Genomic DNA, 24,980 nt, shown 5'->3' on the forward strand with positions numbered 1-24,980 from the left:
CGTAAGCGGCTCGGCGCGACCAGTTCCATATTCGCGCGCGCATGGGGCATGATGTGAGAGCTTGGGGAGTTCCGTGAGGATCACGTGAGATCGTGCCCACGATCGTGGATCATGGGCACGATCTATCTGGATCTATGAAGCAGTCAGGCAGTGCCATGCGAGCTGACCGACGTCAGCTTGTCGACCACATTCCAAGGCAGCAGTTCGTCGACGCGGGTGATGACGTGATCAGCGATGTGGGTCAAGACGTATTCCAGATAGGCGCGCGGGTTGATGCCATTGAGTTTGCACGCACCAATCAAGCTGTACATCGCGGCGGCCCGCTCACCCCCGCTGTCGGAACCAGCGAACAGGAAGTTCTTTCTCCCGAGGCTCACGCAACGCAGGGCGTTTTCTGCCAACGCGTTGCTGATCTCGGCTTGCCCATCCTCGCAGAACAGCGTCAGCGCAGTCCAGTGATTCAGCGAGTACTGGATCGCGCCGGCCAGCTCCGACTTGCGCGACAGCGTCGCGAGCTTGGCCCGGATTCTCGTTTCGAAGGCGTCCAGCAGCGGCTTGCTTTTCTCACGCCGCACGCGCTGCCGTTCATCGGGCGGCTTGCCGCGGATGTCGGTTTCAATGCCGTAGAACTCGCCGATCATCTCGAGCAGTTTCTGGGTCTCGTCCGTCGGTGTGCTCGCGTGGATCTCGTAGTACTTTCTCCGCGCGTGGTCCCAACAAGCAGCCTCGCGGATCTTGCCACTTACGTACAACTCGTCGAAGCCGCCGTAGGCATCGGCTTGCAGGATGCCTTCGAATCCGGCGAGATGCGTCTGAGGATGGATGCCTTTGCGATCGCACGAGTACGCGAACCACACCGCAGCCGGCTCCGTCGAGCCCGAACGGCTGTCGTCGCGCACGTACACCCAGAGTCGCCCGGTCTTCGTCTTCTTGTTGCCTGGCGCGAGCACGGGGATCGGCGTGTCGTCCGCGTGCAACTTCGTGCCCGCCATCGTATACCGGCGCAGCGCGTCGGTCAGCGGGCGGCAGAGCGCCTCACACTGTCCGACCCAGCGACCCATGCTGGCGCGGTCAAGCGTCACCCCGTCGCGCGCCGCAATTTCCGATTGTCGGTACAGCGGCGCATGATCTGCGTACTTCGACACCAGAATGTCGGCAAGCAAGCTCGGATGCGCGATACTGCGCTCGATCGGCAGTCCCGGCATCGGTGGCTGCGCGATGTGGCCGCAGGCCGGACAGACCGTCTTGTGCCGGATCGTGCGGATCACCTTGAACATCGCCGCAACACGGGCGAGCTGTTCCGAGACGTCCTCGCCGAGGCACTGCATAGCACCTTCACACTTGGGGCAGATCGAATCCGGTTTGAGCACGCGATCTTCTCGCGTAAGGTGCGGTGGCAGCGGCTCACGTACGGCCGGATCGCTGCTAGTCGTGGACCTTTCTCGTCGGACCTTTGTGTGCTGAACGTCGGCGACACCGCTGCCTGCGGCCAAATCCTCAAGCCGGAGCTCAAGCTTCTCGATCTCTCGGGCAAGTTGTTCCGACTTGCGGCCGAAGTGCATTCGCTTGAGCTTGTCGATCAGGAGCTTCAACCGTGTGATCTCGAGATCGCTTGCGGCGATGTCGCGGCGCAGCTGTTCGATCTCGAGTTCCCGTTCGATGGCCGACGCGCGAGCCTCAGCCAGCATGGCCTTCAGTGCAGCGACATCGTCGGGCAGATCGTCGAGATTCGGCATGCGCCGGAGTTTACGAGCCTCCCGAGCGGTTTACAACACCTACAGCATCGACAGAGGTGCCGTACGGCGGGGCTGCCGCCAATCGATGCCTTCGAGAAGCATCGACAACTGCGCGACCGTGAGCGAGATCTTGCCGCCATCGGCTTGCGGCCAGATGAAGCGGCCGCGTTCCAATCGCTTCGACAGCAGCCAGAGCCCGTCGTCGGTGGCCCAAAGCAGCTTCACGAGATCGCCTCGACGTCCGCGGAAGATGAACACATGGCCGCACAACGGATTCTCCTCGAGCGTCGCCTGTACCTTCGTGGCAAGCCCCTGGAAGCCGCAGCGCATGTCCGTGACGCCCGCAGCAAGCCAGATGCGGGTGCCGGCCGGCAATGTGATCACTTCAGGCATTCCTGCAGGAACGCTTCGGCCCGCTCAGCAGACAGGCCGCGAATCTTCACGCGCCGCTTGCCGATCTCCACCTCGATCTCGCACACGGGCGTCGGCATCGGTACGCCGCTTGTCACCTTCGACGTCGCGTTTCCCGTAGGCTGCGGCGCTGGCAGCATCAACACCGAATCGATCACGTCAACGCTCAGCAACTCCGTGCCTGTCATGGCCGACGGCGCAGCTTCGAGTCCCGGCAGTTCCAGCTTGCCTTCCCGATATTGCTTGCGCCACCCGAACACGACGTTGGCGTTGATGTCGTGCCGCCGCGCGACGATCGACACCGACATGCCTGGTTCCAACGTTTCCCTGATCACTTGCTGTTTGAATGCCCGCGCATACGTGCGATGGGCCGGGCGCGCTGCATTCGGCATAGCTGACCGTCTCCGTCAATCTAAACGCGACTATCATGCGCCAGCAAAATCAGCATCGGGAAACGGTCGGGCCGAGTCGCTTACGATCAAGCTGGGCGCGACGCGCCAGATCCGCGACGTCGGCAAATGGCCGCGCCGCGCGTGCGAGCTCGATCCGGCTCGCGACGTCCTCGCGCATGCCGCGCAGCAGCGAGAAGCCGAGGCGCACGGGCGCCGACGTTGTCGGCCCTTCGATCGCCGAATCCCATGTGCTGACGTTGACGTCGACGGGCAGCACTTCAACGCCGCGGCGCCGCGCGTCCTGCAGCAGCTGCGACGGCGTGTAAAAGCCCATCGGCTGGCTATTGAGCAGCGCAGCCAGGAACACGGCCGGTTCGTGTCGACGCAGCCATGCACTCGAGTAGACGAGCAGCGCGAAGCTGGCCGCGTGGCTTTCCGGGAAGCCGTATTCGCCAAAGCCTTTGATCTGGGCGAAGATCGACTCGGCGAACTCGCGATCGTAGCCGCGCTCGAGCATGCCGCTCACCAGACGCTCGTGGTACGGCTCCAGTCCACCCTTGCGCTTCCATGCCGCCATCGCGCGGCGCAGTTGGTCGGCCTCGCCGGCGGAGAAGCCGGCCGCGAGCATCGCGACCTGCATGACCTGCTCCTGGAAGATCGGCACGCCGAGTGTGCGCGCCAGTGCCTTCTCCATGCCTTCAGATGGAAACGTGACGGGCTCCAGCCCTTGGCGCCGGCGCAGAAACGGATGCACCATCCCGCCTTGCACGGGGCCCGGCCGTACGATCGCGACTTCGATCACCAGGTCGTAGAAACACTGCGGCCGCAGTCGCGGCAGCATCGACATCTGCGCGCGCGATTCGACCTGGAACACGCCCATGCTGTCGCCGTCGCACAGCATGTCGTAGGTCGCCTTGTCTTCGGCCGGAATGTCCTGCAACTCGAACGTCTCGCCGCGCTTCTCCGAGATCATGTCGAGCGCGCGGCGCACCATCGATAGCATGCCGAGCGCCAGGACGTCGATTTTGAGAATGCCGAGCGCCTCGATGTCGTCCTTGTCCCACTGGATGATCGAGCGATCCACCATCTTCGCGTTCTGGACTGGCACAAGGCGCGTGAGCTTGCCGCGGCTGATCACGAAGCCGCCCGAGTGCTGCGACAGGTGTCGTGGATAGCCGAGCAGCTGCGCGGCAAATGCGGCCCACTGCTGATTCAGCGGCGCGTCGGGGTCGAGGCCAGCCTCGGCAAACCGCTGCAGCAGATCCGCGCGCGAATCGAACCAGTGGTGCTGCTTCGCAACGCGTTCGACGATCGCCGGATCCACGCCGAGCGCCTTGCCGGCCTCCCGCAAAGCGCTGCGCGGCCGGTACGTCGTGACGGCGGCCGTCAGCGCTGCGCGATCGCGGCCGTACTTGCGGTAGATGTACTGCATGACCTCTTCGCGACGCTGATGTTCGAAATCGACGAATCGGCGAGGGGGACAAGGGAACGAACAGCGGCGTATCGCGTGCAGGCCCGCGGCGCTTCACGAACGTGACGTCGACGCCGTCGCGCTTGGGTGCCAGCGCGAGTCGCAATGGCGCCGGCGACGCGTCGCGCGCGGCGGCCGCCGGCCGGAAGAGGTAGAACAGCGCCTGGCCGCTCTGCGCGGCCAGATTGAGCCGCCGCAATGCGTCCGCGCGCACGTGCGACTGCCAGAGCAGCACGGCGGCGCACGTGCCAGCACGCAGCGCCTGTTCGGCGGCCCACAGCGCGTCGGCCGAGCGCGGTGCCGGCAGCATCACGAAGCCGGACGGATCGATACCCCAATACGCGAGCGCCAGCGGTTGCAGCGCATGCGGCGGCTGGATCAGCATGACCGGCTTGCCGGCCGCGCGCGCGAGCACCGGCGCCAGCAGCCGGAGTTCGCCGATTCCAGGCTGCGGCGCGAGCAGTTCGATCAGCGCGCCGGGCGGCCATCCGCCGCCGGGCAGTTCGGCCGTCAACTCCGGATGGCCCGTGTCGACGCCGCGCACGCTCGAGCGCGCCAGTTGGCTGGCTCGCCATAAACTCGGATGGATTGCTTCTGGATGGGCGAGAGCGGGGTGCATGGGGTCGGTTCGCAAAATACTGTATGTTTGTACAGTATATGACAGAGATAACCGTCCCTCCAACCCCCGGGTTTACGCAGCGAGCTGGTGCTCGTAGTACGGCCGCTCGCGGTCGGCGAGGATGTCGCGCAACTGCGCGCGCCGGCTTGGATCCGGTGCGAGCCAGGCGTCGACGTTCGAGGATTTCAGCGGAATCACACACCTGTCGTGCCCTGCGGCCGCGACTTCGGGCGGCGGATCGTCGGTGATCGCCGCAAACGACCAGAGGTCGTCGGCACCGGGAATCTCGGTGCACGTCCATAAGCACGCGAGCTGCATCTGCTGCGGTGGTGTCGGATCGAAACGCAGGATGACGTCCTTCCCGTCTCGGTCGACGTGCTCGAAGAACGTGTCGGCGAGCACGATACCGTGCGTGAAGCCAAACACCTTGCGCCAGGCGGTGCCGAGCGAGTCGAAACGCGCGTTGTAGCTTCCCTGCTTCTGTTTTTCTTCCGCCTCGGTCCAGCCCGGAATACGGCAGCGGTACCGCATCGGCACGATCAGGCGCTTGCCGTCGAGTTCGATCAGCACGGGCGCATACCAGCCGGGGAAGATCCGCGAATCACGCTCCTGCAGGTCCTGCCGGCGAAGATCGTCGAGCCCGCGCGTTGCCGCATCGATCTTGTTCGTGGCGATTCGGACGTCCTCGCTGGCCTTCTTCGTGATCTTCGCGGCGAGCTTTTTCTCGGCCGCGGCCAGCCGCGCGCGTTGCTCGAACAGAGCGGTCTCCAGCTCGCGTGTTCGCTGGTTTCGATACGCGGCGATCGCGGTAGTGATCTCATCATCGACACCTGCGAACGCGGCGTCGACAGCTTTCGGGATCTTGATGTCAGCCCCGGATGCGCGCGCGAAGAAGATGCGCCGGAACGTCTCGATGTCCATGTCGGCGCCGTAACGTCGAACGTACTCTCGATAGTTCGCCTGGATCTTGGCCGAGTAGCACATCGTCGCCTCCCATAACCATTGCTCTTCCGACAGAGTATCGCGCTCAGGCACGGGCTGAACAGAATTGTGAGGATTCCACTCGGGTTGGGGGCGGCCCCGTTCTTGTAGACATGGGGGTGTGGAGCGGCAGGGAAAATTTTGGTGGGGGCGATCCATTTGACCGTTAGTTGCGTATTAAGATACCCCCCCTCTCTGAAAGCTAAGCTGCCGAGGATAGTCGATGGTGCTTGCGGGCAGTCGGGCGCGCACGCGCGCGCGCTGATTTCGGGGTGCGGCTTTGACGCGCCCCGAAATCTTTTGTCGCGCCGTTAGCGGTGCGGCGGCCAGCGGCCGCCGTAGCGCTTACGGCCTGCCGGTGGAAAGCGCATGCAGCCCGTGGGGGTTTCCTGCCAAGCGGGCGAAGCCCGCGTGACACCGCGGCATTGCCGCGGGTCGATATGGGGTATAGGTAGAGATAGGTTCTGACTAAGCCCCGACACTTAACGGCGAGCCGTCCCGACAGTTAAATGCACTTATCCACAGTTGCGAACGGCTAGGCGGCGACACGGCGTCAGAATCCAGGCCGAAAACCAGCGAATGAGACACCAAATACCGGCAGAAGACGGCACGACGGCGGATCCGCGCAAGCGCCATCCTCGCGGTAGCGATAGATAGGAGGAAACCGTTTGTACGCTAGGCGGGTGGGGCGAGCTGGTTATGCGCGACCCGGAAACACCGGTCGCGGTCCCAGTCCGGGTAGATATCTTTGAGTTCGCCGGCGCGGATCATGATCGCGCGCTCGAGATCGGCACGACGATCGTCGTCGGAGCGCGTGCTCCGAGCGACGGCCTTGGCCTGAGCAGCGGCCAGTTTGTCGGTGAGCAGCGTGCGCAGCTGGCCGGCACTGGCATGGGCCTTCCGCTCGGACTTGCGCGCGGCATTACGCCGGCGCTGCGCACGTAGGTGGGCGCGAGTGCGCTCATGGCGCAGCCACTTGCCCAGGCCGAATTGTTCGAATAGTGCAGGCGTCACGTAGCGAATGGCGGCAAGCCCACGATAGCGCGGCCCTTCGTCGCCGACCGCCACCTCGCACTGCGGCCGGCTTTTCACCAGCCGTGCGGTGACCAGGTCGCGCAGCGCGCGCTCGGCACGGCGCACCGAGAGACCCGCCTGCTCGGCCAGGTAGGGCAGGGTGAAATCCACCCAGCCGCTCTGCGCCGGCACTGCAATACGCAACGTCGAGACATCACAAAATTTGACGAGCGCTCGCACCAGTTGCACGCACGCTATACGGCGCTCGCTGCGCTGCTGGCGGCGGCTTCCATTGGCAGCGTTCAGGGCCGGCAACCAGGCCTGCGGCGTTTCGAGATATCGGCCGAGGCGCAACTTCAACTCGCGCAGCAGCCGGGGGCTGTTCGCCGGCGCCGGACACGGAATATCCGCCGGCCAAACGCGCTCGGGCAGCGACGCGCGTCGACGGGGGGCGTGCGTAGGCGCGGCCATCCAGTCGTCGCTGGCGGCCGGACAGGTCGGATTCATCGGGGCGTGCGCCAGATTCGGCGACGTACCGGGAATCAGCCGAGTCATGAGCTGGTTCAGTCCGTACCCGATACCCTCGAATTTTGGATATCCGGATCGCCGCCAGCCGCTACCACGGGGCGGAGCGGCAGCGCCGTTGCATCTGTTTTCAATGCCTCACCGACAATACGGCCAATGTTGTTCTGGATCATCATCTGATGTGCTGATTCGTTAAGTTGCTGTCACATAGATGACGCTTGACAGGGCACGCTTCTGTTCTAGAATCCGAACTTTCTGGTTTGACGCCTGCGACGCCGAAGGTCCCTGTCGTACGTCATCTTGGTCGCGCCCCGAGTGCAATCGGGGCGTTTTTTTTGACTGGCCTATCCAGTCCTCCGTATTCGTTAGCGCTACACAACATTCCAAAAGAATCGCTTTCAGTCCAGCGGAACTAGGCGATTCCATGACCAGTTGCACTCACAACCAATTCGCCGGTCGATCCTCATCGGTATAGGGCGGTTGATCATCGAACCTCGGGGGCGGCTCATCGACGACCGGTGGTTCGGCGAACAGCGGAGTCGGATCCGGTTCCGTTTCGGGCGCCTTAACCACCGTGCGCGTTCTGTTTTCGAGCTCGCGCGCAATCGCGGAGCCCGGTACCGCTAGGGCATTCGTGGCCGCTGCCGATGCGAGCGGCCGCGGTTGCCGTTGGGCCTTCCGCGCCGCGTCGAAGGCGGTCAGGGGAAGCGGGGGCATCACTTCGGTCCCCGGCCGCCAGATCCATGAATCCAGTTCCGACTCCGCGATAAGCGTGTCTAGCTCGGACTGGTAGCCGGACGACACGTCGGCCGGCACAACATAGAGCGCCGTACCGCGCTCGGCGTCAGTCAATAACGCCGTGGCGATTGGATGCTTAGCGGTCTGGTTGTAGCGCAGGCACTTCTGGTAACGACGGGTGGCCAAGGCCTTCAGAAGCGCGTTATCGGCGAGCGATTCGAACGGGATCCACGATTCGTTGGCCAGCATCATCGACACCTCCTGGACGGTGGCGATACCGGCCGCTGACAGGCTCGCGGTGGCGATGACCATGAGGTGGGTGCCTTCCGTTGCCGCCCAGATCTCGAGCTCGGACGCGAAGACCTTCTCGATCCGCTTCTTGGTCTTCTCGTCGACCATCAGGCCATAGTCGGGTAGATGCTTGATGACCAGCTTGAAGCCAAAGCGAGCGGTCGCGATTTCCTTGAGCTCACCGATCACCAGCACGAAGTGCGGCTTCCCGGATTCGGAAACAGAAATCCGGGCGAGATGCTCGGTGCGTCGCTGGGCGATGCGGTCCTTCTGGTCGCCGACGAACATCTCAGGGACGTACAGCATGTCCTCGAGGCTCATCTTCTTCGCATTCTTGCCCGCGACGGCCAACAGCAGATATTTGCGGACCACAGACCAGTTCCGCTTGCCGGCCATGGCCGGCGACCAGCGATTCAGGCCGGCCTGTTCCCAGAGGTAGTGCAGCAAACCCCGCAAGGTCAGCTTCTTGCCATCCGTCTTGATGCTGTCAGGCTCATCGCCAGAGGGCTCCGGCATCTCCCGCGAGGCACCTTTCGCCAACGCGAAACCGAACTTGAGGGTGACCTCTCCGGATTCCGGATCCTCGACGATGGCCGACCCCTCTACATCGCCGTAACCGCTCAGGCCGGGCGGGGTTTCGTACGAGTCGCAGCCGAGCTTGTGCTTCGCGCCGGTACCGGGCATACGCTTGACCTGATACCGCCCCTCGAAACGTGCGATGTACATCGGAATCGGTGGGGTCGAGCACAGGCAGAGCGGACGTGTCTTTGCCTCGTGCGCAGCTGGCAGTTTCGCGAGGAAACTATTGCTTCCCGCCTCGTATTCCAACCCGTCTAATTCAAAGTTCTGCATGCCAGATCTCCTGGTTTAAACGGCGGCTGAGCGCTTGGCCGAGCCCCTCAAGGGCGCTTTGGCAGAGCGGGGATCGGCCTCTCGGACATCTAGGCCGCGCGCGCGGGCCTCAATCAGCAACTGGACGAGTTCCACGGCCTCGTCGGCCGTCATGTCGCCAGCGATCGCGGCCGACACGATGCTGTGTGCTGTCACGGGTTTGCCACTTCGAAACACCTGATCGGGCATGGGAAGCTCCGGTATGTGGATGGGGTAGCTCAATCGCTGTCAGGCGGGACGTCGCCGAATACGGTGCCGAGCGCAATCGCACCGAGCAGTTCACGGGCGTAGGTGACCGACGGTATGGCGTCTCCGAAATAGGCATCGACGCCATACGGATTCGTACACCACAGACCTTCGCCGCTGACGAAGTCGAAACAGTGCCCGTCGACGTCGACCGATTTGCCCGCGGCCAGCGCCTGCACGAAGGCGTCGGGCGTTGGGAGATCCAGCGCCGGCCAATCGCCGGCTTCGATTGCCGCCTTCGTGTTGGCACGTCGCTCGTCGGCCGCCTTCTCTCGCGCCAGCTCGTTCTCGGCTTCAGCCAAGGCCTCCGCCAGTTCAGCCTCGGCGTTGGCCTGGTCGACCTGCGCCCAGTCGACGGCACTTTCGAATGCGTCTCGCAACACGGGCACGTCGGCGAGCAACGGCGAACAACTGAGATCGTCGGCACCGACCAGGACAAGATCTCGGCCGAGATCGCTCGCCCCATAGCGTGCCCGTTTCAGGAGTGCGTTCCGCGCTTCGGATCCCTCATCGGTCGTGCAGATCGCCATCGCGTAGTCGACGCGAGCCTGCAGCGCGCGCTCGAAAGCAATCGGCACCTCAGGATTGCGCAGACCGATGCCTGTCACCACGTCCGGTCCAGCAGGAAGTTTCGAATTCATGGTGATCTCCTTGGTTACCAGACGAATCCCGCACCTACACCGGCGGCCACGGTGCCGCGCGTATCGGTCGAGCCGTTCGCCTTCAGAATCCAGTGGCCGGCATACGTTGAAATGCCGAGCGCCATGGCGGACTGCCCGCCGTACGTCCCGCCCCCGATGGCCACCATGCTCTTTCCCGGCGCCGGCGCCTGGGGCAGACTGGCGATCGCGACAGCCGCGGCGATGCCGCCATTGGCGTCACGTCGGTCGTGTTCGATGCGGTTGCTCAGGTTCGTCACCGTGTCGTTCAGCTGCTGGACGTTGACGGCATCGGTCGGGGCCGTTCCGGCCGAGACATTGGTCAGTGTTCGCGTCGTACCGGTCGCCGAGTTGCCGATCGACACCGAATCGTCGCGATCGGCCACTGAACCGGCGCCCAGCGCCACGGCATTGGCGCCAGTTGTGCTCGCACCGCTGCCGACCGCGATCGAGCCGCTGCCTTGGGCAACGGCACCCACGCCGAGTGCAACACTGCGATCGCCGGTGGCCACCGCATTGCTGCCGATAGCCGTCGCATCCGTGCCGGTTGCAACTGAACCGGCGCCGGTGCTGTTGAACGCAGCATATTTGAGGCTGCCCTGGCCGGGCTCGGGGAGGCTCTGGCTGAACCTCGACGGAAGGATCGCGCCAAGTCGGGCAGAAAGTACATCGATCGCGCTGGTATTGGCGGCGACGTTCGCATTCGTGGCAAAGAGCTGAGCCCCGTTGACCGCATCCGCGCTGGTTGCTGATAACGCGCCGGGCGCCAGGTTATGGATGGTGACGGCCACCCCGGCTCCGAGCCCTCCAAGCGTCACGCTGAGCTTCGTGAGATCGTCGTAAGACAGTGCGTTACCGGCGATCGTATTGACCGTACCGATAACCTGGTTCAACTGGCCGACATTGACCGCGTCGGTGACGTTCACACCCGCTGCCACACCAGAGACGCGGCGCGCGCCAGCCAGGCCGCTGACGTCGATGTTGGTGCCGCCTGTGCCGGCACCGATCGTAATCGCGCCGGCACTCGAGCCGCCGCGTTGTTGCACGAGTCCGACGGTACCCGTAGCGAGCTGGCCAGCCAGGGCGGAGACGCTCTGGTTCGTCGCATAGAGTTGACGTCCCGAGACCGCGTCGGTGCTGTTCGCCGTCAAGGCCGCATCAGCGACGTTGGTTAGGGCGACGGGCGCGCCTGCCGTGCCGAATGTGACCCGCGTATGCGAGGCGTCGTCGTAGGCGACCGCGCTCGCGCCGAGCGCGCTGGCCTGAGATGCCACGCCCTGCAGCTGCTGGAGGTTGACCGCATCGGTGGCGTCAGTGCCGGCAGCTACGCCCTTGACCTGGCGCGCGCCGGCAGTGCCGGCGATGTCAAACGCCGTACCGCCGGTGCTGGCGCCGACCGTGATCGTGCCCGTGCTGGAACCGCTGGCTTGCTGCACCAGGCCAATCGTACCGGCCGCCAGTCCCGATTGCAGCGCGGCCAGCGTCGCCCCGCCGTTGGCGACGCCGGTGGACAACGACGACACGGCGAGGCCAGTCGACGTCGACAGCATTGCGATCGAGACCGCGTTGGCGCTGATCGCCTGGTTGGCGGTGTAAAGCTGCCGACCAGACACGGCGTCCGTGCTGGTGGCCGTCAGTGCCGCGTCTGCGACGTTGGTGAGCACGACGGGCGATCCGACGCCGGGGGCGCCGAGCGTGACGCGCGAATGCGTCGAGTCATCATAGGAGACTGCGCCGTCGCCGACGGCGCCCACAGCCGCCGTTACGCCCTGCAGTTGCTGCAGGTTGACCGCGTCGGTGGCGTTTGTGCCGGCGGCTACGCCCTTGATCTGGCGCGCGCCCGCAGTTCCGCCGACGTCGAGCGCGATGCCGCCGGTGCCGGCGCCGACCGTAATCGTGCCGGTGCTGGCGCCGCCGGACTGCTGCACCAGCCCGACAGTCCCGACCGCAAGACTGGACGCGAGGGCTGATATGCCGGCGTTGGCCGAGGACAAGCCGGTCGACAGCGACGCCAGGCCATGGGAGACGCCGGTCGAGAGAGAAGAAAGCGCCGTGGTCGTGCTGGTCGACAGGCTCGCGATCGAGACGACGTTGCTGGCGATGCCCGTGGAAAGCGAGGACGCTGCCGCCAGCGTTGACGTGGACAGGGCAGCGATCGCGCCGACGTTTGCGTTCGTCGCCTGCTGGGCAGCATAGAGCTGCCGACCCGTGACAGCGTCGGTGCTGCTCGCGTTCAACGAGGCGTCCGCGAGGTTGGTCAGGGTCACAGGCGACCCTGATGCACCGAGCGTGACGCGGGTATGCGACGCGCCGTCATAGCTAACTGCGCTCGCGCCGATTGCGCCCGTCTGGCCTGCCACGCTCTGCAGCTGCTGCAGGTTGACCGCATCGGTGCCGTCGATGCCCGCGGCAACGCCCTCGACCTGACGCGGTCCAGATGTGCCGGCCACGTCGAGGGCCGTACCGCCGGTGTTGGCCCCGACCATGATCCGGCCACTGCCGGTCCCGCCGGTCTGCTGGACCAACCCGACGGTTCCGGCCACCAGGCTCGACGTGAGAGACGACACACTTTCGTTGGTCGCGGACAAGCCAGTCGACAGGAGCGAGAAAGTGGCAGCCGTGCTGGATGAAAAGCTTCCGAACAAGGCCGCACTATTAACCGCGCCCGTCGAAAGCGACGACGTGACCGCCTGCGTTGAAGTAGACAGTGCGGCGATCGCACCACTGTTGGCATTCGTCGCCTGCTGCGCGGCATAGAGTTGCCGGCCGTTGACCGCGTCCGTGCTGCCGGCGTTCACGGAGCCGTCCGCGAGGTTGGTCAAAGTGACTGGCACACCCACCGCACCAAAGGTGATGCTCGTGTGGGACACATCGTCGTAGACGACCGCGCTCGAGCCGATTGCGCCTGTCTGAGCCGCCACGCTCTGCAGCTGCTGCAGGTCGACCGCATCGGTAGCGTCTGTGCCTGCGGCCACACCCTTGACCTGCCGCGCGCCCGCGTTGCCGGCGACGTTGAGCACCGTACCGCCGGTACTGGCGCCGATTGTGATCGCGCCCGTGCCGGCACCGCCTGCTTGCTGAACCAGACCAACGGTCCCTGCAGCCAAAGCGGACTGCATTGCCGAGAGTGTCGCGCCGTCGCCGGCCAGGCCAGTCGAAAGAGACGAGATCGATCGGCTTGTCGTAGTCGACAACGTCGCAATCGCGCTGGCCGTGCTCGTCGACAGACTTCCGATCGTTTGTGCGGTCGACGTCGAGAGCGACACGAACCCTGCAGCCGTGCCCGTCGACAAGCTCGCGACCGTCGTGCCGACGTCGGACAGCCCAGTTGAGAGCGAACCAAAGCCTGATGCCGTACTGCTCGACAGACTCGTGATGTTGGCCGTGTTGCTGGCGAAGCCCGTCGACAGCGACGTGACAGCCTGTGCGGTCCCGGTCGATAACGAACCGATCGCACTGGCCGCGCCGGTTGACAGGCTGCTGACCGTTTGAGCGGTCGACGTCGACAGTGACGAGAACCCTGCAACCGTGCTCGTCGACAAGCTCGCGACCGTCGTGCCGACGTCGGACAGCCCAGTTGAGAGCGAACCAAAGCCTGATGCCGTACTGCTCGACAGACTCGTGATGCTGGCCGTGTTGCTTGCCAGGCCCGTTGACAGCGACGTGGCTGACTGCGCAATACCGGTCGACAAGCTGGCCAACGCCGTACCGGCGCCGGCCACGCTGGTTGAGAGCGAACCTACGCTTGAGGCTGCACTGCTCGACAGGCTCGTGACGTTGGCCGTGTTGCTCGAGAGCCCTGTCGATAGCGACGACAAAGATTGTGAGGCGGTGGTTGACAGCGTAGCGAGTCCGGAAGAGACGGCGGCAACTCCCGTGGCATTGTTGGCGGTCGCAGTCGACAGCGACGTCACGGACTGACTCGTCGACGTTGAGAGACTCCCAACTGCCTGTCCCATGTGATAGAGCTCGGATCCGTTGACGGCGTCGAGACTTGTTGCACTAACGGCGCCGGCGGCAACATTAGTCAGTTGCCTCGGACTTTGCGGCGCACCGAAACTCACCACCCCGTTGGACGTTGATCCCGCCACCGAGTAGTTCTCACCAGCAATAACGAAGCTACTAAGCGGGTGCGCGGCGCCGGTCGTGGATCCCGATCCGATTGCGACATCCTGCGAATTGTTCGCGACGGCGCCGGTTCCGATCGCGACGGAACCATTGCCCGCGGCAGTGGCGGCGGAACCCATTGCCGTTGCATTCGTACCGGCCGCCGTCGTATTGCCGACCGCTACCGCATTCGTCTGCGCGGTGCTGGACGTCCCGAGCACGATCGAATCGGCTCCGGCCGCCGTCGACGCGTAACCAAAGCTCAACGAGCGCGGCCCGGCAGAGGTAACCGCCGTGCCGATCGCAACGGAATAATCGCCAGAGGCAACGGCACCATTCCCATCTGAAAGCGCACCGTCTCCGGACGTCTGAGCATGCACTGGACCAGCCATCGATGCGATCGCCGCGGCGATCGCGATCGATAAACCGCTTGGTGTAGGGCGTTTCGAAAATTTCATTACAATCCCCGCTTAACAACGAGTGCCCGGTCTACGGGACGTTTACGCCTGCGCTCGCGCAGGACCTGGAGCCCTCTGTTCCTGTCCTCCGCCAAGATTCCGGGAACAGAGGGGGTTTCTTTCGGCAACATCGCCATCGATCTGACGGCGCTGCCTTTGGTGAATCTCAAGCACGGCACCCTCGAAGGCGTCGCGCAGCATCGGGATATCGGCAGTCAGGGGCGGGAATTCCCCATCGTGGATGCCGACGCATGCGCGAGCGGGTGCTATCGCGTGGTGCCGAGCGGCATGGAGGTGGCTGAACCACTTTGGCGAACCGGGGTCTGTCGTACAGACCGCATAGGCGTACTGGGCACGCGAGAAGGGAGAAAGGACGGCCGTCATCGCGACGCCTCCGACTGCGACAGCAGTGCAGCAGCAATCACCGGAAAGGTCCGCTGCATCGGCGGATAGCAGATCTGGTTGATTGCACAGCCTTGATAGGTCACCGTGAGGCCGAACATCTCGCGAGCATTGACCGGCACACGCAACGTCACTTCTCGCTCGAACACCTCAACCGGACGCCCAGCACTCGGATCAGCGACGACCTTGCCGGCGCGGTGCTGAATTGAACCGAGGTGCGCGCGGCCGTCATCACTCGCGACCCGGAAGCGGTCGCCGTAAAGTCGGTAACCGTCAGCGATCGCAAAATGGAGGACGACAGCGCCACGTTCTTCGGTCATGCGAACGCGGAACGCTTGCTCGGGCGACAGAAACTCCTGCGCGTGTGCCTGGCGAGCGAGGACACCGCCAACGATCCACGCAAGCAACGCCAGCGACACGGCCACGACTAAACGGTGCAGAACGCGAGTTCGAGCGGTCATCGCGCACCTCGCTGCTTCCACGCCGATTCAGTGCGGGCGAGAATATATAAGACCGGCAGCGCCAGTAGGCTCCAGAAGTACAACGTTGCGCCGGCAACCATTCCGTCGAAACACAAGTCGAAAGCCGATTCCGCCAACCCGGCCGCCGACGAATCGAAGTTCCCGACGATCACGATCATCAACAGCATGCAAATGAAATAGACACACATGCCGAAACGGTGCAAACCGCGTTGCGCACGACGTAGTGCGCTCCACGTTCCACGTCGAGTGCACGTCGAACGTACAGCCGCCAAGAACAGTAGCGCCGTAACAAACGCGGCGATGAACACGGGCTCCGTGCTATTCCAGAATCCGAGCGCATCAAGGTAAGCAATAGGCGCAATCAGTAACCAGGTAACGAGCGCCAACACGCCAAGCATGATTCGCACATGTCGACGATGAACGGGGGGGTGAAGGGGACGCGTATGCATACGGCTTTCTCCTTTACATGCCGCGTATTTGTCCAATTCCATCGTGGTGTTCAGTTCGCAGACCCACTGACCAGATAGCGCAGGGCGTCCTGACCGCCTGCCGCCGCGGCTCGACGCATGAGTTGCATGCCGATTTCCTGATCCGAATCGGTCGCCGCCGTGGTGTGGCCGAAACCCGCGTGCTTTTGCAGGTGCATGCGAGCAACCAGGTACATCGCTGTCGGTTCGCCAGCGTCTGACTCGGCCTGGAGCAAGCCCGGATAGTCGCGATTGAAATGAACGGCAAGCCATGTACCGGCGGAACGACTTCCGGCTTTCAGGGCGGCCTCCATCGCAGGTCGCATGTCGAAGTGCTCGCGCGAGCGAGCCCAGGACTGCAAGGGCCCGTTTGTGCAAGTGATGGAAAACAGGCAAGCCGCCGCCGCAAGCGCGACCGCCGCGCCCTTCAGCGTGCGTTGGGCAGAGGGATCCGTGTTGGTCAGGATCAACGTGCCTTTTGGCCAGGCGATCGAGGCTGCAGCTCGCCGGCGCTCGATGGAAGATGCGCGATATCGATTCATTGCGGGTGCCTCTACAGAAACGCGAGATCGGGGAAAAAGACCAGCCGGCAAGCCGGCTGGCGTCAAAGGGAAGGCGCAAGGTAAGGAACAGCACCTTCCCGCCACTAAATTGCGATCAGGCAGGCGCTACTGGCCGATGCCTCCCTTGGCCACGTCGGTGGTCTCGGCAAACGTGTATTTCTTGACGACCCCGCTGTCGTCGAACAGCACTGTCAACGTCTTCTTCCGCACGTCAGCGCCATGTGCAAACGCACCGACGATCGGGACGAAGTTGATAGCGTGCGGCGTGGCGTGCGCCAGCTCGTATGTCCAGATCTCGAGACCCGAATCGGTGAATGTGGTCTTGTTCGGTGAACCGAAAGCATCCTGAACGTCCTGCTTCGTGCTCTTGCCCTGCTGGATTTGGGCCTGAACGCTTGATTGCGTCGCGGATTCGAGGTGCTCGTTGCCAGTGGTGGCGCAACCGGCAAGTAACGCAGTGGCCGACAACGCGACGATCAGGAGCGTGTTCTTCGTGAATTTCATGGTCTTCCCCTTGGTGTGATCAACAGTCAAAAATGGCGGTGATTCGTTGCTGGCCTAATACAGGCGGCCGGATCGCGCCGCTTCACATACAGTGCGATACCAGTCGTCCATGTGGCGCCTGACCTGCAGCTCGACGTAGCTGATGTACGGTCGCCACCACGCGTAGAAAAGCGAAGCGACGAGGCCGGCGAACACGTACATCGGCAGCGAAGCGCGCGGCTCGACGACGATCGGGTAGTCGAGGTGGAATCCGTTGGAGATCAGCCGCCACCAGAGCAACAACGCCGGTGCCCATGCCAACCAGCACAGTGCGAGCCACTGCACGACGTAACGCGTCGCCCAATCGGCTTCGATACGCAGCAGTCTCGGACTGGTCCACAGCCGACGGCGAATGTGTCGACGTTCGGCCAGATAGAGCCGCGTAAAATGCGGAACGGGACGCACACGTCGGGGGCGATTGAAAATAGACATGGCGGCCCCTATCGCTCGATAGAAAGCTGGTGGTCGTGTGATCGGTCTGCGCGTTCCGCTTCGTGATCGCGCTCCCTGACCTGGTGCAGCGCGCTGTCCGGCGAATACTGAATCGCGATCTGCTCGCCGACCTCGACATCGCGGGACAGACGATCGCGCGGATAGACGATGCCAACGGTCTGACCGATCTTGACCAGCGAGTGGTGCGTCGAGTTGGCGAGCACCTCACCGCGGTAGTGGCGCTCCAACTGCTGCGCATCGCGCAGAATCAGGTTGTGGTAATCGCCGGCCAGGCCGATCGCCCGGCGCGAAACATCGTCCGGCACGTCACCCTCGGGTAGCTGGCCCCGATGGATCTGTTCGGACAGGTTGGCGCGTTCGATTTCGCTGTGGGGAACCGTGCTGATCGAGGTCCGCGTTTCGAGGTGGTGGTAGGCCGCGTCGAGCTCGGGGAAGAGGGCGAGCGCCTGGTCACGGCCCAGCGTGTCGAACGCGCGGCCGCGCTCCGCGTCGCGCGCGTGGTCAACGGTACGCCGGCGCGGCGCGCGCGCCGTATCGACTTCGACCTCCGTCTTTGGCTGATCCGGTTGGCGTGCAGACGGCAGAATGGCCCGTTCGCGTACCGGCTCTATGCCACCCGGATCGACGACGACCACACGACCGTCCACGATGCCCAGATTGTCGACGCCCTGATCGCTCCAGTGGTATCCGCGCTGACGAAGCGCGTCGGCCGTGCGCGCGACGTCGGCCGATGTCACGCCTCGCATATCGGCGCGGGGCATGATTTCGTATCGCAGATTGCCTTCGGTGCCGCTCGCCACCGGCTGCAAGACCTCGGGAATTTTTGGCCGAACGGCAAGATCGCCGGTTCCGAGCCGCACCACATGCTTGTCGTCGGCCGCCAGCACGACCGACGACGCGCCGGCGTCCAGCGGTGTCAGGTGAGTCATCCCGTGCGAGCGAAGCCTGGCCTCGAGGGCGGGCAGATGGCGCGACGCAGCGATTTCCTCGGCGACCGGATCGGGGAAGTGGCCACCGACGTTCGGCACGTCACGCGTCATCGACCGGAGGACGTCGCGCAAGCCGCGCTCCGGTGCCGGCCGCGCATCCGCAGACGCTCCGTTGACCCGTGCTTGCGCATCCCTCTCCGGGACGCGTAGCGCCTGCTCACGACGCAGCGAGATGTCGGCAATCTCCGGCGCCGGCGCGCCTCGGCCTGTACGAGCGTCACGAATGTCATCGAGCATTTGAACGTGATGGGCTATCTCGTCGCGGGTCATCGGACGCTCGCGCTCATGCACGATCGACGCCGCGGCCGCTTGCGGCTCGCGCCATTCACCCTGATGCAGTTCGTTGCGGTATATCTCGCGGTGATGCCGATCGACGATCAGGATTCGATCCACTGCCTTCTCACGCTCGAGCAATGCGACCGTTTCCACCATGCCGGCATACGCCTGGTCGTGCTGCTCGCGATTGACCACCCGTCCCACGCCCGTCGTCGCGATTTCGCGCTCGGTACGCATCTGCGCACGCGTAAGCGACACGTCCGCTGGCATGGCCACGCCCCGAACCTCCAGCGTGTAACCGCGGTCCTTGAGCCGCCGCGCCAGATTGCGCAGGCTATCGGGGTTACGCATCGTGCCGTCGACCACAAGATCACGGCGCACGTCGGATGCGGCCGTGGTTAGCCGGCCCGCCCACCGGCCAGCATCGGCATGCGTCAGGTCGGCTGCATGTTGCGGATCCTCGCGAAGAAGCCGGCTGTACTGCGGCAGGTTCTCCCTCATGCGATCGGCGTCGATCAAAACGGCACCACCGCGCTCGTTGAGTTCGCCCATCGCCTGACGCGCAATGGCCGTCTTGCCGGCACCGGGTTGGCCACCGATGAGGATCGCCTTCGGCTCGGCTTGCTCGCGGCTGCCGTCAATCGCCTCGCGCTCCACTCGCGCATACGCGCGCTGCATCACGACATCCGGAATAGTGTCCATGATGGGCTCCGGAATCAGGCGTGACCGATGTTCAAGCGACGGACACGCAGGCCGTAGATGTCCAGCGCACGAGCGATCGCAGCCGCATCATCCGGATGCAGCGCATCGCGAGCGGCAACCAGAGTCTTGCGTTCCGCGTCGGCTATAGCGATGCACTCCGCATCCGGCTCGCTGCGCGACTCCTCTTCAGCGATGACGGCGACATAGTGGGCGATCAGCTGCCCGATCGTCTGGCAGGCGACTTCGAAATCGACATGAGGCATCGTGTTCTCCATTAAAAAGTTCGGCTTACGCGCGTGATTGCCGGGTCAAACACCTGGGTAAGGCTTCGATTCATTCCATAGGCGCGCCCACGCGGCGCGCACGGCTGCGGCGACCGTGGCGTGATGCCAGATGACGAGGACGTTTTCAGCGTTGTGATTGGCACCGGCCTGCGTGTAGTTCATCGAGCCTGTCTGGGTCGTATCGCTATCAGCGACGATGAACTTGTCGTGCATGAGCGGTACGGCCATGTCGATGCGAACCGGTATTCCGGCCGCGACGAGATCCGCGAGCTTCGAGCCGCGGCCGTCAAGCTGGGAGCGGTCGAGGACGACACGGACCTGGACACCAGCGCGGGCGCGCTCGATCAGATGGGTAACGATGCGACGATTGGTGAGCTCGTAAGCGGCGACGTCGAGCTCCGACTGCGCGCTGTCGATCACGCTCAGCACGAGCGCCTCGGCCTGGCCGTCGGGTGAAGTCGCGAATTGGACGGAGGCGTGGTCGCCAGAGCCTGCGCTTTCAGAATGTGAGGCGTTGTCGGCTGGGTGCTTCAGAGAGCTCGCAAAATGCCCAACGGACGACGACAAATTGCCGAGATCCGGCGTCGGCCCGTCATGCAGCACGTAGTAGCCGACACCGGCCGTGATCGCGAGGAAGAGGAGAAACTTCATGCCGACCTCCCGACGTGGGAGGCGTGGCCATCCGCTGAATAGGAGCGGGCGCAGGCGTCGTAGCTGTGCACCGAGGCGCAAGCAGCAAGAAGCAGGGCAGAAAACGTGAGCGCGACCAGACGCACTCGACTCACCGTCGAGATCGCGCTAATTAAAGACGCAAATGAATTGACACCACGACGAATTACGTCATCAAGGATTAACTTGCCAGTACGAGAAATCAGGCGTAACGTCGATACTAATTGCGTACGGGGGCGCTCATCATGGACTATGTGCTTGCGAATTTCATGGCGATAATGGCAGCAGCGATTTTCTCGGTTTTCACATCGTTTATCGCCTCGCGCAGTGGCCGATTGATTTACCGGAAAATCATGTGGGGCTATCTGACCACGCTCCTGGTTGCGGCCATCGTGATTACGGTAATGCAGCTGCCCTTTACCATTTTGGCTTTTGGCGCTCTCTTTTCCTGCATCTTCGGCGTGTTCGCCCAATTGGGCGTTGCAGTCAAGCTGGGCCATCTCATCATGACCGGCGCGCACTATGATGACGGCTGGAACACCGCTCGTTCGAGCAACAATGCAAGCAGCGACCTCTCGAACGATTGGTTTTGGAGAGACCAAAGAAATCAGATGAGTCATAGCGATTGGCGTCATTGATTGGGGAATTACCGTCCGGGGCCGCAAGGCCCCTTTTTCATTGGTTGTCGGGATCATCGTTTGCAACGCCCGCGCTCGGGAGCGACTTGACTCCACGTGCGTCATCTGCAGAACCGCGTCCTAGTCGACTCGCCGAAGCCAAAACGCTCGGGGAAGTGGCCGCGCCGCTTACCGCCGAGTCGTCGTGCGGAGCAGATGCGTCGGCTCCGACGGTTGCGGCATCGAGGTATTGCGAGGGTGTCGATGGCAAGGCATCCCCTGCAGCAGATGACCCGCCTGGCGCGCGACCGATCTGCACCTTTCTGTCGACGCCACCGACTTCTGACCCGACGCTTGCGAGGCCGATGCCACCGGACGGCGAACTTCTCCGGCCAGCTGGTTCAGGCGCGATAGGCGCCGGCGTAGCCTGCTCCTGACCAGAGTTAGCTGGTTTGACGTTGTCGATTCGTGAACCAGGGTTGCCAGCCGTCGTTCCAGGAGCCATGACTGAGACCCCGCCGCTACGCTTCATTGATGCGGTCGGCAAGCTACTTCCCCGACTTCCATCGTCAACCACCCGGCGACCCCGTATCGAGCCGACGGGCCGCGCTACAGCTTCTTGATCAGGGCTGGGTAGCTCCGGAGACGGCCGGCTGTATGTCCCGTCAGGAGCATCGGGCACTCGACGATCACTCTGCCGATGTGACATGTGATCATTGCCGGCCGGCAGAGTCACGATCCTGAAGTCAGATTCGGACAGACGCGGTTGAGTCGCGGGCGAGCCCGTGCCGGTTTCCGTCGCTCGAGCGGCTTCAAGAGTCGGGCCATTTCCCGTAGTTCGCGGATGTAGGAAGTTTTCAATTGGTGCCGAGGTGGACGTTGTTCCAGCCGGCCCGCTCGGCTGAATCGAGTTCACCCATGCCGACAGGGGCCCCTTGCTATCGGAAGCTGACGGCGCCGCGGGCGGAGAGGAAAGCAAGCGGCCCGGCGCCCGCTCGGGCGTCATGAGCGGCTTGTTGTCGGCCGACGGATCGACGTGGTCACGCACCTGCTTGATCGGCGCGGCGGACTCGCTCGCGACCCGTTGCTGCGTAACATCCACACGGTGCTGTGCGTCGGTCACGATTTGGGGCATCGGCGTCGCAACATCCAGGGGTGTCGTATCCACTGGTCCAACCGCACCTGCAAAACGCTGGAACGACGCGGGGGCACTTGCACCAACGCCGGACTGGTTGCGTTGGTCCTGGCGAACGACGTCGATGCCGCTCGCAGGGAGAGTAGACCCATCACGAGCCGTGGTCGGCAACGTCGAGTTGCGCGAAACGATGTCGCGCATCGCTGCATCTTGGGCGACCAGCTGAGCGATCTGCGGGGACGGCAACGTCATCAGCTGGCTGTATCGGATACCGTTGCGCGCAGCGACCGCCTGCAGGTTCTCAGGCGTCATCAGGTTGGTCGAGGTATCTACGCGCGAAACCACTTGCGTCGATCCGCGCTGGCGCACGTCTGCGCTGCGAGTGAGATCCGCTGCAACGCGAGAGCCGGACGAAACCTGGTCCGTCAGAGACGCCGACCGGTCGCGGCGAACGTGCTGCCCGGACTCCATTCCGGTGGAGTCATTGTGCATCTGCGAGCCTTCGTGAGAGACGTTATCGCTCTCGGTGTAGGCGGCCAAACTACTGTTTTGATCGACGAATTTTTGTGCGTCAGAATTCCGCCAAGACTTCGTATATCCACCTTCGCCCGAAACATCGAGACCAAACTTCAGACTCGACTGCCCTTTCCCCGTGCCACCGCCATTTGCATAATCCGCAGCCCGCACCTTCAATCGATACGCATCCCGAATCGCTTGAACTTCGTTCGGCGATTTTCCAAGTGACTCGGCCTTACGAGCGAGTTTGTCTTCTTCTGCTTGGTTAAAAAGAGGCGAGTTCGAGACCGGATTGCTGCTTCCTTGCCGACCATTGCCGGAAGGCCCACGCCCGCTACCACCGGCTGAGCCGCCGCCTCCACCGCCGGCGTTGCCGGACGGCGCCCCATCCTCGCCAAACGACTTGGCAAAGCCGCCACCAAGCATGATCGAACCTTTGGCTCCTGCAGAAGTTGTACCGTCGACGGAGTGCGACTGATCTATCGCATATTGCTGATCATGTGCGGTCCGCCGCTCACCTGTTTGGCTAGACGAGGCCCGCGTACCCGAACTGGAATCGTCGGACAGGCGCTGTGAGCTTCCACGCTCCTGGCTGCTCGAGACACTGTTCGTGCTGGACGCAAGCTGCTCCCGCCCAGCGAACGTGGAATTCGTGCGGTTTGCCGCGACACCCGTCGAGGTGTCGGTGCCGAGCGACCGCTCAAATGCGTCCTGGGACGTGGCCGAAACGCCGAGGCTGTTCTGAAACTCGGTGCGAGCGATCAGGCCATTGGCAAAGTTCGTGAAGGCCGAGCCGGTCCCGGTATCGACGTTCATCGACCCGGTGCGCGACTGCACAGTGTTGTCGTACTTGTTCGCCGAGGTCACGTTGCGCGACGCGTTATCGATCGACGACGAATCCATGTGCACGTTGCCGATGTTTTCGTCGCCTTGCGCCTGTTGACCACCGATCTGTTGAGCAGAGCCGGTCAACGCGCCGCTCAGTTGAGAGAACGCACCGACAACGCCGGCCGATGCGAAGTTCAGCAACAGCCACGCAAGGGGAGGCGTAATAATCACCATGTATCCAAGCAGCGCCTGCTCGTCGAGCAACGTCTGTCCGAACTTCGCCGCCATGCCGAACGGCACGCCGGCCTGCAGCGACATCGAGCGCATCTCATGGCTCAGGTGAATCAGCGACAGCCCGTTGATGACCGCGAAGAGCATCGGCCAGACAGACACCCATGCCACCGTCTTGGCGTACATCGCGAGGATTCGTTTGGCCCCATCCGCGCCGCTGATCAGGCAGAGCACCAGAATGAGCGGGAAAACCGCATAGATGATCGCTTCGGCATAGTTGCGAACGGTCGGCAGCGTGTTCTTGGCGAGAATCGCCATGGAGGCGAGTGAGCCGTTCGTCGCCACTGCAGCCTGGGCAGAACTCATCAACGCATTGACCTCGGCCACGCGCGCCGGATCGTTCAGCATCGCGGGCAGCTCCGCTCCCGCCTGGCGCCATACGTTGTTGAACATTGCCTGTCGTAGCGCCGACGACGCGTTCTGCGACGACTGGAGGATGAAGCCGTACGAATCTCCAATCGCGTTGACGAATTCCGCCTTCGCCATGGAGGGGTCGGCGATCTCCGGATACATCTCGCTGCCATACATCTGCTCGGCCGCTTGCTCAGCGTCCTGTACGCGCAGCAGCAACAAAGTGCCGGTCGCGGAACAGGTGTCCGTCGTAGGGTTCGCGGTGAGGGTGTTCGTCGTCACATATCGGGCAGGGCTCGTCGACGTGAACACGGTATTGAAGGGGTCGGTGCCGTTCATGATCGTCTTCGGATCAATCGCGCCGTCCTGGATGTCGTAGACCGTGCACTCCTTGAAGAACTGGATAAGGTCAGCGTGCAGCCCCGGATCGGTGATTTCAGCCTTGTTCACCTTCTGCAGCACGGAGATGCCGAAACCCACATCCCCCTTTTTCAGGGTCAGCGTATCCGGCACCGAAAAGATCGTTTCGTACGACTGTGTCAGCACGCGAGAGATGAGCGTGAAGCTCTGGGCAACCGCGGCGAGATAGGCGGGGACGTGATCCACCTCCCGAGTCGGCTGCACGTTGTTGACGTCCGTGATGAACACGTTCTCGACCGGTAGCAACAGCAGCTGCGTCATCAGCATCGCGGCGGCGAACCACCGGAAGATCTCATAGCCTTTCCGGCCGATCGCGACGATCGTCCAGATTACGACGCCGCTCAACAACGTGTAACGGATGAGACCTGTCCAGGTTCCGCTACCCATGAAAGACGCGATACCCTGCATGACGTAGTACAAGGTATCGACGTTCCCATAGGTGTCGATTTCCAT

At 63.4% G+C, this 24,980-nt stretch carries 20 protein-coding genes and 2 pseudogenes; 1 reads left to right on the plus strand and 21 read right to left on the minus strand.

The genetic code is table 11. The features are described from left to right. Nucleotides 1–143: 143 nt before the first annotated feature. The 20 genes and pseudogenes from CFB47_RS37480 to CFB47_RS37575 all read right to left on the minus strand — a co-directional run bounded on the left by CFB47_RS37480 (nt 144) and on the right by CFB47_RS37575 (nt 20,351). A complete protein-coding gene (locus CFB47_RS37480; RefSeq protein WP_027813733.1) occupies nt 144–1,736 on the minus strand; it encodes an IS66 family transposase in 1,593 nt (530 codons plus the stop codon). A gap of 39 nt (nt 1,737–1,775) precedes the next feature. Next, on the minus strand, nt 1,776–2,120 hold the full coding sequence (gene tnpB, locus CFB47_RS37485; RefSeq protein ID WP_027813734.1) for an IS66 family insertion sequence element accessory protein TnpB: 345 nt from the start codon (nt 2,118–2,120) through the stop codon (nt 1,776–1,778). After that, nucleotides 2,117–2,539 (minus strand): transposase, encoded by a 423-nt coding sequence (locus CFB47_RS41950; RefSeq protein WP_027813735.1) that lies wholly within the window; start codon nt 2,537–2,539, stop codon nt 2,117–2,119. The genes tnpB and CFB47_RS41950 overlap by 4 nt, the downstream gene beginning before the upstream one ends. Nucleotides 2,540–2,612: 73 nt before the next feature. Continuing rightward, nucleotides 2,613–4,019, minus strand: a pseudogene (locus tag CFB47_RS37495) (error-prone DNA polymerase); the annotation flags it as partial. Continuing rightward, nucleotides 3,943–4,629, minus strand: a pseudogene (gene imuA / locus CFB47_RS37500) (translesion DNA synthesis-associated protein ImuA); the annotation flags it as partial. The pseudogenes CFB47_RS37495 and imuA, both read right to left, overlap by 77 nt. A 72-nt stretch (nt 4,630–4,701) precedes the next feature. After that, a complete protein-coding gene (locus CFB47_RS37505) occupies nt 4,702–5,613 on the minus strand; it encodes an SOS response-associated peptidase family protein (RefSeq protein ID WP_027811105.1) in 912 nt (303 codons plus the stop codon). 672 nt (nt 5,614–6,285) lie between these two features. Continuing rightward, a complete protein-coding gene (locus CFB47_RS37510) occupies nt 6,286–7,179 on the minus strand; it encodes a hypothetical protein (RefSeq protein WP_027811104.1) in 894 nt (297 codons plus the stop codon). An 8-nt stretch (nt 7,180–7,187) separates the two neighbouring features. After that, on the minus strand, nt 7,188–7,325 hold the full coding sequence (locus tag CFB47_RS41420) for a hypothetical protein (RefSeq protein WP_153260042.1): 138 nt from the start codon (nt 7,323–7,325) through the stop codon (nt 7,188–7,190). Between the two features lie 262 nt (nt 7,326–7,587). Continuing rightward, nucleotides 7,588–9,030 carry a DUF1173 domain-containing protein gene (locus CFB47_RS37515; RefSeq protein WP_027811103.1) on the minus strand — a complete coding sequence of 481 codons (1,443 nt, stop codon included), beginning with the start codon at nt 9,028–9,030 and terminating at the stop codon, nt 7,588–7,590. 15 nt (nt 9,031–9,045) lie between these two features. Then, on the minus strand, nt 9,046–9,258 hold the full coding sequence (locus CFB47_RS37520) for a hypothetical protein (protein WP_034192229.1): 213 nt from the start codon (nt 9,256–9,258) through the stop codon (nt 9,046–9,048). A gap of 29 nt (nt 9,259–9,287) precedes the next feature. Continuing rightward, a complete protein-coding gene (locus CFB47_RS37525; protein WP_027811101.1) occupies nt 9,288–9,956 on the minus strand; it encodes a hypothetical protein in 669 nt (222 codons plus the stop codon). A 14-nt stretch (nt 9,957–9,970) separates the two neighbouring features. Continuing rightward, nucleotides 9,971–14,539 carry a YadA-like family protein gene (locus tag CFB47_RS37530; RefSeq protein WP_027811100.1) on the minus strand — a complete coding sequence of 1,523 codons (4,569 nt, stop codon included), beginning with the start codon at nt 14,537–14,539 and terminating at the stop codon, nt 9,971–9,973. A gap of 380 nt (nt 14,540–14,919) precedes the next feature. Next, nucleotides 14,920–15,402, minus strand: coding sequence for a protein-disulfide reductase DsbD N-terminal domain-containing protein (locus tag CFB47_RS37540; RefSeq protein ID WP_034175799.1), 483 nt, complete (start codon nt 15,400–15,402; stop codon nt 14,920–14,922). Further along, nucleotides 15,399–15,821, minus strand: coding sequence for a hypothetical protein (locus tag CFB47_RS37545; protein ID WP_027811098.1), 423 nt, complete (start codon nt 15,819–15,821; stop codon nt 15,399–15,401). Before CFB47_RS37545 ends, CFB47_RS37540 begins: the two co-directional genes overlap by 4 nt. Nucleotides 15,822–15,922: 101 nt before the next feature. Next, nucleotides 15,923–16,432, minus strand: coding sequence for a hypothetical protein (locus tag CFB47_RS37550; protein WP_027811097.1), 510 nt, complete (start codon nt 16,430–16,432; stop codon nt 15,923–15,925). A 126-nt stretch (nt 16,433–16,558) separates the two neighbouring features. After that, nucleotides 16,559–16,957, minus strand: coding sequence for an outer membrane protein assembly factor BamE (gene bamE, locus CFB47_RS37555; RefSeq protein WP_027811096.1), 399 nt, complete (start codon nt 16,955–16,957; stop codon nt 16,559–16,561). A gap of 54 nt (nt 16,958–17,011) precedes the next feature. Continuing rightward, nucleotides 17,012–17,281, minus strand: a complete 270-nt coding sequence (locus CFB47_RS41955) for a hypothetical protein (protein ID WP_224755996.1) — start codon at nt 17,279–17,281, stop codon at nt 17,012–17,014. Between the two features lie 155 nt (nt 17,282–17,436). After that, nucleotides 17,437–19,416, minus strand: a complete 1,980-nt coding sequence (locus CFB47_RS37565) for a zeta toxin family protein (RefSeq protein WP_027811094.1) — start codon at nt 19,414–19,416, stop codon at nt 17,437–17,439. Nucleotides 19,417–19,430: 14 nt separating this feature from the next. Continuing rightward, nucleotides 19,431–19,691 carry a hypothetical protein gene (locus CFB47_RS37570; RefSeq protein WP_027811093.1) on the minus strand — a complete coding sequence of 87 codons (261 nt, stop codon included), beginning with the start codon at nt 19,689–19,691 and terminating at the stop codon, nt 19,431–19,433. 33 nt (nt 19,692–19,724) lie between these two features. Then, nucleotides 19,725–20,351 (minus strand): phospholipase D family protein, encoded by a 627-nt coding sequence (locus CFB47_RS37575; protein WP_027811092.1) that lies wholly within the window; start codon nt 20,349–20,351, stop codon nt 19,725–19,727. A gap of 263 nt (nt 20,352–20,614) precedes the next feature. Here CFB47_RS37575 and CFB47_RS37580 point away from each other — a divergent pair, with 263 nt between their 5' ends. Then, nucleotides 20,615–21,007: a hypothetical protein gene (locus CFB47_RS37580; protein ID WP_027811091.1), complete on the plus strand. Its 393-nt coding sequence runs from the start codon at nt 20,615–20,617 to the stop codon at nt 21,005–21,007. Between the two features lie 37 nt (nt 21,008–21,044). Here CFB47_RS37580 and CFB47_RS37585 read toward each other — a convergent pair whose 3' ends face one another. Then, the gene (locus tag CFB47_RS37585) at nt 21,045–24,980 is read right to left on the minus strand and encodes a conjugal transfer protein TraG N-terminal domain-containing protein (RefSeq protein WP_223274480.1); all 3,936 of its coding nucleotides are present in this window, start codon (nt 24,978–24,980) and stop codon (nt 21,045–21,047) included.

The organism is Burkholderia sp. AU27893 (assembly GCF_002223205.1).
GTDB lineage: Bacteria > Pseudomonadota > Gammaproteobacteria > Burkholderiales > Burkholderiaceae > Burkholderia.